This is a genomic window from Micromonospora sp. NPDC049529, from assembly GCF_055586685.1.
In genome coordinates this window covers 33,156-45,429 of record NZ_JBVJHT010000020.1, presented here as the reverse complement: position 1 = coordinate 45,429, position 12,274 = coordinate 33,156, and the positions used below count along the sequence as shown (strand labels likewise).

Genomic DNA, 12,274 nt, shown 5'->3' with positions numbered 1-12,274 from the left:
GCTCAGCCCTCCTTGCGGGTTCGGGGGTCCAGTGCCAGGTACGCCATGTCCGCCAGCAGGTTCGCCAGCAGCACCGAGAGCGTGATGATCAGGAAGATGCCCTGCATCAGCGGGTAGTCCTTGGCGCCGACCGCCTGGAAGAGCTGGAAACCGAGGCCGGGATAGGAGAAGACGATCTCCACCAGCAGGGTGCCGCCGACGATGAAGCCCAACGACAGGGCGAAACCGGAGACGTTGGGCAGCAGGGCGTTGCGGGCGGCGTAGCTGACCGCGACCCGGCGCTCCGACAGGCCCTTGGCGTGGGCCACGGTGATGTAGTCCTCGGCCGCGACGGTGACCATCATGTTGCGCATGCTGAGGATCCAGCCGGAGACCGACGAGATCAGGATGGTGAACGCGGGCAGGATGCTGTGCTGGATGGCGCTACCGATGAAGTACTGGTCGAACGCCGGCACCAGGCCGGGTTCGTAGCCGCCGGAGGACGGGAAGAAGCTGCCCGGCCCGGCGAGCAGGGCGATCGAGATCAGCCCGAGCCAGAAGTACGGCACCGACGACAGGAACGTGGTCGCCGGCAGCAGCCCGTCGATCCAGGAGCCGCGCCGCCAGCCAGCCACCACCCCGAGCGCGGTGCCGGTCAGGAAGCTGATCACGGTGGTGATGCCGACCAGGGCCAGGGTCCAGGGCAGGCTGTCGGAGAGCACCTGGGAGACCGGTGCGGGGAAGAACGTGAACGACAGTCCCAGGTCACCCCGGAAGAGCTGGCCCCAGTACTCGACGTACTCCTGCCAGATGCTCTTGTCCTTGTCCAGGCCGAACAGCACGTAGAGCGACTGCATCGCCTGGGTGCTGATCTGGCCCTGGTAGCGGGAGATCAGCGACTGGACCGGGTCGCCGGGGATCATCCGGGGGATGAAGAAGTTGATGGTGATCGCGGCCCACGCGGTGAACAGGTAGAACGCGATCCGTTGCAGCAGGAACTTCACGAGGCCACCGTCCGTACCTCGCGCGCGGCGGAGCCGGGCGTCTCGGTGTTCTCCGGGTCGTAGAGCCAGCAGGAGGCCCAGTGGCCCGGCTCGCCCTGCACGGCCAGCCGGGGCGGCAGTGCCGTGGAGCAGCGGGGCATGGCGCTGGGGCAGCGGGGGTGGAAGCGGCAGCCGGCCGGTGGGTCGATCAGGCTGGGCGGTTCCCCGCCGCCGCGATCCTCCGGGGTGGCGGCGGCCGCCTCGGTGGGCGAGCCCTGGATCCGGTCCGGGTCCGGCGCCGAGGCGATCAACAACCGGGTGTACGGGTGCGCCGGGCGCTGCGTCACGGTCTCGCTGTCACCGCCCTCGACCATCCGGCCGGCGTACATGACCAGGGTGTCGTCGGCGAAGTAGCGGGCCGAGGCGATGTCGTGGGTGATGTAGAGGATGGCCAGGTTCAGCCGTTCCTTGAGGTCACGCAGCAGGTTCAGCACGCCCAGCCGGATCGACACGTCGAGCATCGAGACCGGTTCGTCGGCGAGCAGGACCTCCGGGTCGGCGCCGAGCGCGCGGGCGATCGCCACCCGCTGGCGCTGGCCGCCGGAGAGTTCGTGCGGGAACTTGTCGATGTAGCGCTCGGGCGGGGTGAGGGACACCCGGCCGAGCAGTTCGTGCAGCGCCTGTTCCAGTTCGGCCCGGCTGTTGCCGCCGTGGCCGTGGATGCGCAGCGACCGGGTGAGGTGGTACCGGACGGTGTGCACGGGGTTCAGCGAGGCGAACGGGTCCTGGAAGGTGAGCTGCACCCGGCGGGCGTACGCCCGGAACCGCCGGCCGCCGCGTACGGTGGTCGACTCGCCGTGCAGCCGGATGTCGCCCGAGGTGCGGTGGTAGAGCTGGGCCAGCAGTCGGGCCACGGTGGACTTGCCCGATCCGGACTCGCCGACGAGTGCGGTGACCCGCCCCCGGCGCAGTACCAGGAACACGTCGTCGACCGCGTGCACCACCCGCCGCTCGCGGGAGAAGAGATCCCGCAGCCGCCGTCGGACCGGGAAATGTTTGGTCAGGCCTTCCGCCTCCAACACCACCTCGGTCAGCGCGGGGGTGGAGGTCTCGCTCATGGTCATGCCGGAGCTCCTGTCGAAGAGAGCTGATCCGTGCGCGGCGCTGGCTCCGCGCGGCTGCGCTGCCTCCCGGGTGGCCTGGTTCGGCACACCCGGGAGGCAGCGTGGCTGGATCAGGAAGCGGCGGGCTTGAGGTGCAGCACGACGTCAACCGCGTTCGGCTGGGTCGGCTGGGCCGGGGCGTACGGGTTCTGGTCGTCCGGCCAGCCCACCCAGTTCTTCGTGACGTAGGCGCCACCTGCGTTGTCCGCGCCGACCGGGATCATCGGCATCTGCTCGACGAAGATCTTCTGCAGGGTGTTCATGGCGGTGGTACGGGCGGCGTCGTCGGCGGCGTTGGCGTAGTCCGTCAGCGCCTTGGTCGCCTCCGGGTTGTTGAACCGACCGAAGTTGCCCTGCGGCGACGCGGTGCCGATCGGCTTGAGCAGCCGGCCGTCCATGATGGTCTGGTAGATGTCGTACGGGGTGGCACCACCGTTGGTCCAGCGGAAGCTGGCCTCGAAGTTGCCCTCCTCGACCGAGGTGAACCAGGCGTCCTGGTTGGCCTTGTCCACGGTCGCGGCGATGCCGATCTGGGACAGGTTGTCCTTCACGATCTCCAGGCTGGTGATGTAGTCGGACCAGCCCGCAGGGTCGCTCAGCTTGATCGTGACCGGCTTGCCGGTCGGGTCCTTCAGGACGTTGCCCTCCAGCTTGAAGCCGGACTGGGCGAGCAGTGCCTTGGCGCCCTCGACGTCGACCTTGTGGTTCTGGCCCTTGTACTCCGGGGCGATGAACGACTCACCCGCCGGCAGCGGGATGCCGGTCACCGAGGTCACCTCGGGGTGGAAGTAGGCCGCCTCGGCCTGGACGAAGATGTCGTTCCGGTTGATCACCATGTTCATCGCCCGACGCAGGGCCGGGTTGTCGAACGGCTTGATGGTGGTGTTGATGTAGAGGCCGTGGATGCCGAGTACGGACGCCGGCCAGACCTTGTTGAACTCGGGGTTCTTGTCCACGTAGACGGTCTTGTAGTTCGGGATGAAGACGAAGCTCCACTCCGACTCGCCGTTGGCCAGCGCGGTGGTCTGCGCGTTGTTGTCGTTGTACGACGTGTAGCGCAGCTCCTTGACCTTGGGCAGTTCCTGCCAGTAGTTGTCCCGCACGGTCAGCGTGGTGGTCTGCGGCGTGAACGACTTCAGGGTGTACGGACCGGTGCCGACCGGGTTCTTGTTCACGTCGGTGGCCGGGTCGGCGATGGTCGACCAGATGTGCTTGGGCACCATCGGGATGGTGGTGAGGATCTTGTGCTGGTTGACGAACTGCGGCGCCCCGAAGTTCACCGTGACGACGTTGCCGCTGGTCGTGATGTCCAGCAACGGCAGGGCGTTGATGTTCAGCGCCTCGGTCTTCTTGATCAGTTCCCAGGTGAACGCGACGTCCTCGGCGCCGAACGGCTTGCCGTCGGACCACTTGACGCCGTCGCGGATGGTCAGCGCGAGGGTCTTGTAGCCGTTGCTCCACTCCGCCTTGGTGGCCAGCCACGGCTTGCCCGCGTCGGAGGGGCGGATCAGGTTGTCCATGATCAGCGGCTCGTAGATCATCCAGCGGTAGCCGAGCGATGCGGCGGACGCGGACGTCAGGAACGGATTGTGGTTCTCGGTCTGCGGACCGTTGGGCATGCCGATGTTCAGCACGGACGGGGCGTTGTTCCCGTCCCGGTTCGCGTTCGGGCTGTCGCCGCAGGCGGCGAGTGCACCGACCGCCATCACGCTGGCGAGGGCGACCGCGAGAGTGCGCCTGACGTGCATGTATTCCTCCCTGTGTCGTGGTGGTGAGGGTGGTCATCGGGTGGTTCTGAGGGGGCTGTCTGACCGGGCCGGCCGATCGGTAGAGCGCTCTCTCAATCGGGTGGACGGACCCGGTGGATTTTGCTGCCGGTGGGGATGGTCGGAAACGGGTGGAGCCGGGCGGGGTGGTCCGGTGGGGCCGGGCGGACCGGTCAGGGGTGGTGACCGGTTGGGATCGGGTGGGTCGGTCAGGCGGGAACCATGGTGGAGGCTCGGATGATCAGCGTGGTGGGCAGCACGTGCGGGGCGTCGGGCAGCGGAGTGCCGTCGAAGTACGCGAGCAGCATCCGCGCCGCCGCCTCTCCCATCTGACGCATCGGCTGGTGCACCGTGGTCAGTGGTGGGTCGGTGTGCGAGGCGTACGGGATGTCGTCGAAGCCGACCAGGGCGACGTCCTCCGGCACCCGGCGGCCCGCCTCGCGGATGGCCAGCAGGGCACCCGCCGCCGACAGGTCGTTGTGGGCGAAGACGGCGTCGAACTCGACCCCCTCGGCCATCAACTGCTTGACCACCGCCCGACCCCGGTCGAAGGTGAAGTCGCCCTCCACCACAAGTCTCGGGTCCAGTGGCAGGCCCGCCTCGGCGTAGACGTCGCCGAATCCGGCCATCCGCTCCTGGGTGCAGCCGAACGGCTCGATGCCGGTGATGACCAGTGGCCGACGCCGGCCCAGTTCCAGCAGGTGGCGGGCGGCTGCCGCGCCCCCGCTGCGGTTGGTGGTGGCCACCGAGGGGAAGAGCGGCTGGTGGCCCCGGTCGTCGATGAGCACCACCGGCAGGCCGCGCGCATGCAGGTCGGTGATGTAGTCGAGGGTGCCCTCGGGCTCGATCACCAGCAGGCCGTCGAAGGACTTCGCCGACACCTGGGAGGCGAACTGCCGCATCGACTCCTCACCCCGGTTACAGGTGAACAGCAGCAGGCCGTAGCCCTCGGTCTCCACCACGTCCACCGCGCCCTGCAACACCTCGCCCATCCAGGGCCAGGTCAGCGAGGGAACCAGCATGCCGACCACCCGGGTACGACCCCGGGCCAGTCCGACCGCCCGTGCGCTCGGTACGTAACCCAGCTCCTCGATCACCCGGCGCACCCGCGCCGCCGTCTGCACGTCGAGCTCACCCTTGCCGTTCAGCACGCGGGAGACCGTGGTCTTGCTGACCCCGGCTCGGGCCGCGACGTCGGCGATGGTGATCGGCACCGGGTGCCCCTTCTTCGTGTCAGGACGGTTAACGGCTGGTTCGGAACCGGTTGCGGAAGCGGTTCCGGGCCGAGTCAACCGGAGTGACGCGGGCCACGTCAATCACGGTCGCGTAACAAAACCGATTTCTAAACAAACCTTGCAGTTAGCTGTACGGGCGTGTTACCTCTTCATCATCATCGATGGGCCCCGCCCGATCGCGGGCCCCATCCCGACGCAGACGGGCATCGCACCCCGGCCGACCAGCGCATCAGTCCCATCCGGCCGTGGCCCGCCCATCGCCCGGACGCTGACCGCCCCCGCCGAGCGGGCGCGGGGCGGCCGCCGTCCGCCGCGAAAAACTCCTCGCGGAAGGGGAACTTCTGTGCCATCGACAGCGACTCCACCGCTCGTCGCACCCGCCCGCCCGACCGGGCCGACGCGCCGACGCACGCTCCAGGCCGCCCTGCTGGCCTGCTGCCTGGTCGCGACCGGGCTGGCCGTGCTCCGGGCACCCGCCGCCCTCGCCGCCGGCGAACAGGTCAACATCTGGCTGACCACGACCTCGGACGCCCGTGGTCGTACGGTCACCCGCGGACTCCAGCCGCAGACGCCGATCGCCTTCGCCGCCAGCAGCGGCGCCGGCAACCAGACCGTCACCGTCAACGAGGACACCACCTACCAGCAGTTCGAGGGGGCCGGTGCCTCGTTCACCGACACCGCCGCCTGGCTCATCCACGGCAGTGGCGCCCTCAGCCAGAGCACCCGTGACAGCGTCATGCGGCAACTGTTCGATCCGGTGAACGGCATCGGGCTCAGCTTCACCCGCAATCCGATGGGCGCCTCCGACCTGGCCCGGTTCAGCTACTCGTACGACGACACCTGTTGCGACCTGAACGACTTCTCGCTCAGCCGGGATACCGACGTGATGGCGCTGACCAAGCAGGCGAAGAGCCTCAACCCGGCGTTGAAGGTGATGGCCTCGCCATGGAGCGCACCGGGTTGGATGAAGGACAACAACAGCATGACCCAGGGCTGGTTGCAGTGGCAGCACTACCCGACCTACGCGCAGTACTTCGCCCGGTACGTGCAGGGCTACGCCGCCCAGGGCGTGAAAATCGACTACGTGACCGCGCAGAACGAACCGACCTGCTGCGCCGGCTACCCCTCCATGCAGTGGAACGCCGCCGGGTTGCAGGAGTTCACCAAGAACCACCTCTACCCGGCGTTTCGCAACGCTGGGATCAACACCAAGGTGCTGGTGCACGACTGGAACTGGGACGGCTACCAGGAATGGGCCGCGCCACTGCTCAACGACCCGGCGATCCGCACCGACCCGCTCTTCGGCGGAATCGCCTGGCACGGGTACGGCGGGAACGTCAGCACCCAGACCACGGTGCACAACCAGTTCCCCAACGTGAACGCGTACATGACCGAGCACTCCGGCGGCGACTGGATCGCCAACCAACAGACCGAGGACATGCTGAACCTGGTCGACTACACCCGTAACTGGGACCGCAGCTGGATCAAATGGAGTCTGGCGCTGGACCAGAACCAGGGCCCGCACAACGGCGGCTGCGGCACCTGCACCGGGCTGGTGACCGTACACAACGGGGACGGCCGGCACGGCCAGGTCGACTACACCATCGAGTACTACACGATGGGACACCTGACCAAGTTCGTGAAGCCGGGCGCGTACCGGATCGACTCCACCGCCAACGCTTCGGTACCGAACGTGGCGTGGAAGAACCCGGACGGTTCGAAGGCGCTGATCGCGTACAACAACACCGGCGGCACCCAGAACGTCAAGGTGAACTGGGGAAACCAGTCCTTCACCTACCCCCTTCCGACGAAGACCTCGGCCACCTTCACCTGGAGCGGCACGCCGGGCACCGGTCCCACCACTCCCCCGGCCGGTCCGGCCGGACAGATCACCGGCCTCGGCGGAAAATGCATCGACATCGCCGGCGCCAACTCCGCCGACGGCACGCAGGTGCAGTTGTACGGCTGCAACGGAACAACCGCCCAGCGCTGGACCCGGGCCACCGACGGCACCCTGCGTGCACTCGGCAAATGCCTCGACATCAGCGCCGGGTCGACCGCGAACGGCGCCCGCGTGCAGCTCTACACGTGCAACGGCTCCGGCGCGCAAGTGTGGACCTACACCGCCGGACGGGACCTGGTCAATCCGCAGGCGAACAAGTGCCTGGACGTGACGGGTAACACCAGCGCCGACGGCACCCCGCTGCAGATCTGGAGCTGCACCGGCGCCGGAAACCAGAAATGGACCGTCCCGGCTTAGTAAGCGCGGAGCGCTTCGTACCGTACCGGCAGCCGCCGGCGCCCACCGAACCGGGAGGGCGCCGGCGGCGTCGCTTATGCCGGTCGGACGCGTTTCCGGGCTGCTCGGGGCACCCGCGCCACTCTGGCAATGGGTGAACGTTGCGAAATCAGTGATTGATGAGTCAAACTCATCACCTGGAACCCCATTGTTCACGTGGAGTGATCAACCATGGCTAAAAAGGTAATCACCGTCCTGACCGACGACCTCGATGGCGGCGAGGCCGACCGCACCGTCGAGTTCGGGCTCGACGGCGTCAGCTACACCATTGATCTGTCCGAAGAGAACGCGGGCAAGCTCCGTAAGGTGCTCGACCCGTACATTGCCGCCGGTACCCGCGTCGGTCGTGGTGGCGTGGAAAGCCGTCGGCCGGCTCGCCGCAGCGGCAACGCGGCACCGACCCGCAGCGACCGGGACCAGAACAAGGCGATCCGCGAATGGGCGTCCAAGAACGGCTACGACGTTTCCGAGCGCGGCCGGATTCCGGCTTCCGTGGTCGAGGCCTACAACAACCACTGAGCCGGCAGCTCAGGAGGTGGGGGGATACGCGGGAGATGCCCGGTCGGGGCATCCCCCGGCATATCGATCACCTCTGCCGGTCGGGCCCGGCCTACCCACCGTCGGTGAGCCGGGCTCGGAAGCCCCGAGGGCTGAAAATTGCACCACGCAAAGACGACCGCACGGCGATCCCCACATACGGCACCCCGGGTAGTCATCGTTACCGGGGATACGCGGGGTAACGAACAGAGACTGGAACCCGACGGCCGTCTTGTCCGGCCCGATCCCGCAACGGTTCCTCGCGGGCCGGTTCGCAACCAAGCTGACCAGGCATTCCTGTCGTTCTGAGGCAGCGCCATTCGGTCCGTTTGCCGGCAGAACGGCACTCCGGTGACCGGATACACAATGTCACCTTGCCGGCCCGGTAGTCACTATCCCGGCAACGGAGGCGACTCCGCGTCCGAGTGCACAGCACTCATTGAACGGAGTCGACCCAACTGCCGGGCAACCGACCGGGCACGCCATCGTGCTCGGCGCGCACATCGGGGCCCACTCGCCCCCGGTGCCCGGCGAGTCGTACCCGAAGGTCACTGTCCTGCACCGGGGCGACCGGCGCGGGTCAGGCCGGGACGGTGATCACGGCGAGCAGCAGGCCCCGGTCGACCAGCCACCGCCCGGTGAACCCGGTCAGCGGTGCGGCGCCGACCCGCGGTCCGGGCACCAGCAGGGCGGCGGTGAAGGTGCCGGTGGCCGGGTGGAAGTCGATCTCCGCCTCCTGGAAGTCCAGCCACCGTCGGGCGAGCGGGAACCAGGCCTTGTAGACCGCCTCCTTGGCGCAGAAGAGCAACCGGTCCCAGCAGACCGACGGATCGACCACCGCGAGTTCCGCCAGCCGGGCGACCTCGACCGGCAGCGCCACCGCGTCGAGCACACCGGACGGCAACGGCTGGTGGGGCTCGGCGTCGATGCCGACGGTCACCAGGTCGGTGGTCCGGGCCACGGCAGCGGCCCGGTAGCCGTCGCAGTGGGTGATGCTGCCGACGATCCGGTCCGGCCAGCGCGGCTCCCGCTGGGGGCCGGGCAGCAGCGGTGCCGGCGGGAACCCCAGCCCGGCGAGCGCCTCGCGGGCGCAGCGGCGGGCGGTGACGAACTCGCGGCGCCGCTTGTCGACCGACTTGGCGAGCAGCGCCTCCTCCTCCGGAAAGAGCAGACCGGGCACGCTGTCGTCGAACGCCTCCACCGCGACCGCCGGTGGGCGTACCAGCCGCTCGATCACCGGGTCGGCCCGTCGCCGGGGGTCAGCAGCCGGACCGGCACCCGTGGCGGCTGCTCGCGCCGCTGCCACTCGCGGGGATAGCCGAGCGAGACCTCCTCGAACCGGACCCCGTCATACCAGGTGGTACGCGGAATGTGCAGGTGACCGTAGACCGCGACCGCCGCCCGGAAGCGCAGGTGCCAGTCGGCGGTCCGGTCGGTGCCGCACCACTGCGCGAACTCGGGGAACCACAGCACGTCGGTCGGCTGCCGGACCAGTGGATAGTGGTTGACCAGCACGGTGGGGATGTCCGGGTCGCAGGCGGCGAGCCGGCGCTCGGTCTGCTCCACCCGGGCCCAGCACCACTGCTCGCGACTCGGGTACGGGTCGGGGTGCAGCAGGAACTCGTCGGTGCAGACCACACCCACCTCGTGTGCCCGGGCCAGCGACGCCTCCTTGGTGTCCAGGCCCGGCATCCGGAACGAGTAGTCGTAGAGCAGGAACAGTGGTGCCACGGTGACCGGACCGCCGGTGCCGTGCCAGACCGGGTACTCGTCCTCGGGTGTCAGTACGCCGATCTCCCGGCACATCCGTACCAGGTGCTGGTAGCGCTCCTCGCCCCGCAGTTGCAGCGGGTCCCCGGCGGGTGTCCACAGTTCGTGGTTGCCCGGCGCCCAGATCACCTTGGCAAACCGTTGGGCCAGCCCGGTCAGGACGGACTCGATGTCGGCGGCCATCTCGCCGACGTCGCCGGCCACGATCAGCCAGTCGTCGTCGGACTCCGGCCGCAGCTCGTCGGCGATCCGTCGGTTCTCCGGGTAGCCGACATGCAGGTCGCTCACGGCGAACAGGTGACCGGTCACCGCCATGCTCCACTCTTCACCGCACCAGCCTCGCATCCCGACGCCGCAGACGCGATATTGACGTGAGCCGTGCCTCGACGGACGCGCGGGTTGGTGGTGCCGGGCCGGTCGGTCCGGGTCGGCTCGGGGCCACGTGGTCCGATGGCCGACCGGATGTCAGGATGGACGGGTGCGACACCTGTCCGCCGGGTCCCGGCAGCCGCGATCGGCCGCGCGGTCGCCGTATCCCACCGCCGGCCGGACCGGCTCGCACCGGCGTGGGGCGGGGCACCGTGGCTGAGCTGTCCGGTCGACGCCACTGGTCGCCGCCGACCGGTTGCGCGTTGACCGTCTGTCGCGGCTGCTGCTGCGGCTCGGCCCGCAAGCACCCGGACGTGGACCACGCCGGCCAGGTGGACCGGCTGCGGGCCGAGGTCGGTGCGGAGCACCGGGTACGCGTCAGCGACGACTGCCTGGACGCGTGTGAGCGGTCGAACGTGGTGGTCGTACATCCGTCACCGGCGGGGCGGGCGGCCGGGGCCCGTCCGGTCTGGTTCGGTTTCGTCCTCGACGACCCGGCGGTGGACGAGATCGCCGCCTGGGTACGCGCCGGTGGCCCCGGCGTGGTCCCGATCCCCGCCGTGCTGGAGCTGTACGCGGTCCCCGCCCCCGGCCCGGCCGCCCGCCGCTGAACCCGAGCCGTCCGCTCCCCCGGCCGAGCCGCTCCTTCGACCGAACTGCTCCTTTGGCCGAGTTGCCCCTTTGGCCGAGCCGCTCCTTTGGTCCGGGCTACCGGCCGGATTCCGGCTCCGGCGGATGTACCCCGTTCGCCGCGAGCAGGGCGTCGGCGGTGAGCAGGCTGAGCCCGTCCAGCCCGGTGGCCTGCATGACGCTCCGGGCGGCGGCACCGTCATAGACGATGGTCAGCTGCTTGGCCAGCGTCTCCGGGTCGGTGGCACCGGCGAGTGCGGCCTGGGTGGCGAAGTAGTCGGTCATCGCCTGCTTGAAACCGTGGGCGACCTGGCTCGCCGCGTGGGCCGGATCGCGTAGTTCGGTGGCGACGTTGACGAACGGGCAGCCCCGGTACTGCGGGTTGGCCGCCAACTCCTCCAGGCGTTCGAAGACGTAGCGGATGCGCTCGCGCGGGGTGGGGTCGGGAATCGGGGGTGCGAAGAGGCCCGCGATGGTGGCCGGGCCGGAGTGGGCCAGGCTCTCCGCCACGAGTTCGTCCTTGGTCGCGAAGAGCTGGTACATCGACTTCTTCGAGATCCCGGCGGTCTGGCAGAGCTTGTCCACCCCGGTCGCGGTGATGCCCTCCCGGTAGAACAGGTCGGTGGCCGCCCGGAGCAGCCGTTCGCGTGGCGGGAGCTTGGCGGACGTGGTCATAACCGCAGCCTACCCGCCGTTTCCCCGATCGCAAACCGATCTGTTTGCATTTGGAAACAGATCGGTTTACAGTCGGGAAACCGATCAGTTTCCACACCCTGGGGGAGATCAACCATGAAGATCCAAGACGCAGTGGTGCTCGTCACCGGCGGCAACCGCGGCCTCGGCCGGTCCCTCGTCGAGGAGGCCCTGGCCCGCGGCGCACGCAAGGTCTACGCCGCCGCCCGTGATCCGAGGACGATCACCAACCCGAATGTCGTCCCACTCACGCTCGACATCACCGACCCCGAGTCGGTCGCCGCCGCGGCCCGTCTGGCGGACGACGTCACCATCCTGGTCAACAACGCGGCGATCGCGATCGGCGCGGAGTTCCTCGGCTCCGACGTCGACGACGTCCGCCGCGAGTTCGAGACGAACTTCTACGGTCCGCTCAACGTCACCCGCGCCTTCGCCCCGCTGCTCGTCCGCAACGGCGGCCACCTGCTCAACATCCACTCCGCGCTCTCCTGGCTCGCGGTGAGCGGGTCGTACAGTGCCTCGAAGGCGGCGCTCTGGTCGATGACCAACTCGCTGCGCCTGGAACTGCAACCCCGGGGCGTCGGCGTCACCGGCCTGCACGTCGCGTACGTCGACACCGAGATGGCCGCCGACGTCACCGCCCCGAAGACCGCTCCGGCCGAGGTGGCCCGGCAGGCGTTCGACGGAGTCGAGATCGGTGCCCCCGAGGTGCTGGCCGACGACCTGACCCGCAACGTCAAGGCGGCTCTCGCCGCCGACCTGACCGCGCTCTACCCGCAACTCGCCGCCTGACCGGCAGACAGCGCGGAGCAGGCCACCCGACCGGCAGACCGGGCGGAGCGGGTCAGCC

The 12,274-nt window shown here is 69.0% G+C and carries 11 protein-coding genes; 4 read left to right on the top strand and 7 right to left on the bottom strand.

Features of this window, described 5'->3' with window-relative positions; genetic code table 11:
- Positions 1-2 precede the first annotated feature (2 nt).
- The 4 genes from ACZ6QQ_RS29480 to ACZ6QQ_RS29465 form a co-directional block, all read right to left on the bottom strand.
- The gene (locus ACZ6QQ_RS29480) at positions 3-983 is read right to left on the bottom strand and encodes an ABC transporter permease (protein ID WP_465880694.1); all 981 of its coding nucleotides are present in this window, start codon (positions 981-983) and stop codon (positions 3-5) included.
- Positions 980-2,086, bottom strand: coding sequence for an ABC transporter ATP-binding protein (locus ACZ6QQ_RS29475; RefSeq protein ID WP_465880692.1), 1,107 nt, complete (start codon positions 2,084-2,086; stop codon positions 980-982). The genes ACZ6QQ_RS29480 and ACZ6QQ_RS29475 overlap by 4 nt, the downstream gene beginning before the upstream one ends.
- A 110-nt stretch (positions 2,087-2,196) precedes the next feature.
- Positions 2,197-3,873, bottom strand: coding sequence for an ABC transporter substrate-binding protein (locus ACZ6QQ_RS29470; RefSeq protein ID WP_465880690.1), 1,677 nt, complete (start codon positions 3,871-3,873; stop codon positions 2,197-2,199).
- A gap of 227 nt (positions 3,874-4,100) precedes the next feature.
- A complete protein-coding gene (locus ACZ6QQ_RS29465) occupies positions 4,101-5,105 on the bottom strand; it encodes a LacI family DNA-binding transcriptional regulator (RefSeq protein ID WP_465880689.1) in 1,005 nt (334 codons plus the stop codon).
- Positions 5,106-5,469: 364 nt separating this feature from the next.
- Here ACZ6QQ_RS29465 and ACZ6QQ_RS29460 point away from each other — a divergent pair, with 364 nt between their 5' ends.
- Positions 5,470-7,386: a ricin-type beta-trefoil lectin domain protein gene (locus tag ACZ6QQ_RS29460; RefSeq protein WP_465880687.1), complete on the top strand. Its 1,917-nt coding sequence runs from the start codon at positions 5,470-5,472 to the stop codon at positions 7,384-7,386.
- 210 nt (positions 7,387-7,596) lie between these two features.
- Positions 7,597-7,944, top strand: a complete 348-nt coding sequence (locus ACZ6QQ_RS29455; RefSeq protein WP_326558798.1) for a histone-like nucleoid-structuring protein Lsr2 — start codon at positions 7,597-7,599, stop codon at positions 7,942-7,944.
- 598 nt (positions 7,945-8,542) lie between these two features.
- Here ACZ6QQ_RS29455 and ACZ6QQ_RS29450 read toward each other — a convergent pair.
- Positions 8,543-9,199, bottom strand: coding sequence for a 4'-phosphopantetheinyl transferase family protein (locus ACZ6QQ_RS29450; RefSeq protein WP_465880686.1), 657 nt, complete (start codon positions 9,197-9,199; stop codon positions 8,543-8,545).
- Positions 9,196-10,047: a metallophosphoesterase family protein gene (locus tag ACZ6QQ_RS29445; RefSeq protein WP_465880684.1), complete on the bottom strand. Its 852-nt coding sequence runs from the start codon at positions 10,045-10,047 to the stop codon at positions 9,196-9,198. Before ACZ6QQ_RS29445 ends, ACZ6QQ_RS29450 begins: the two co-directional genes overlap by 4 nt.
- A 317-nt stretch (positions 10,048-10,364) precedes the next feature.
- Between ACZ6QQ_RS29445 and ACZ6QQ_RS29440 the strand changes: the two genes are divergently transcribed.
- On the top strand, positions 10,365-10,712 hold the full coding sequence (locus ACZ6QQ_RS29440; RefSeq protein ID WP_465880794.1) for a hypothetical protein: 348 nt from the start codon (positions 10,365-10,367) through the stop codon (positions 10,710-10,712).
- A 97-nt stretch (positions 10,713-10,809) separates the two neighbouring features.
- Here ACZ6QQ_RS29440 and ACZ6QQ_RS29435 read toward each other — a convergent pair whose 3' ends face one another.
- Positions 10,810-11,406, bottom strand: coding sequence for a TetR/AcrR family transcriptional regulator (locus ACZ6QQ_RS29435; RefSeq protein WP_465880683.1), 597 nt, complete (start codon positions 11,404-11,406; stop codon positions 10,810-10,812).
- A 114-nt stretch (positions 11,407-11,520) separates the two neighbouring features.
- Here ACZ6QQ_RS29435 and ACZ6QQ_RS29430 point away from each other — a divergent pair, with 114 nt between their 5' ends.
- Entirely contained in the window at positions 11,521-12,216 is a 696-nt protein-coding gene (locus tag ACZ6QQ_RS29430; protein WP_465880682.1) for an SDR family oxidoreductase, read from the top strand.
- The last annotated feature ends 58 nt before the right edge of the window (positions 12,217-12,274 follow it).

Excerpts from the sequence above, each read along its gene's own strand:
- ACZ6QQ_RS29475 (WP_465880692.1), bottom strand. The coding sequence starts at position 2,086 with ATGACCATGAGCGAGACCTCCACCCCCGCGCTGACCGAGGTGGTGTTG.
- ACZ6QQ_RS29470 (WP_465880690.1), bottom strand. The coding sequence starts at position 3,873 with ATGCACGTCAGGCGCACTCTCGCGGTCGCCCTCGCCAGCGTGATGGCG.
- ACZ6QQ_RS29455 (WP_326558798.1), top strand. The coding sequence starts at position 7,597 with ATGGCTAAAAAGGTAATCACCGTCCTGACCGACGACCTCGATGGCGGC.
- ACZ6QQ_RS29445 (WP_465880684.1), bottom strand. The coding sequence starts at position 10,047 with ATGGCGGTGACCGGTCACCTGTTCGCCGTGAGCGACCTGCATGTCGGC.
- ACZ6QQ_RS29435 (WP_465880683.1), bottom strand. The coding sequence starts at position 11,406 with ATGACCACGTCCGCCAAGCTCCCGCCACGCGAACGGCTGCTCCGGGCG.
- ACZ6QQ_RS29430 (WP_465880682.1), top strand. The coding sequence starts at position 11,521 with ATGAAGATCCAAGACGCAGTGGTGCTCGTCACCGGCGGCAACCGCGGC.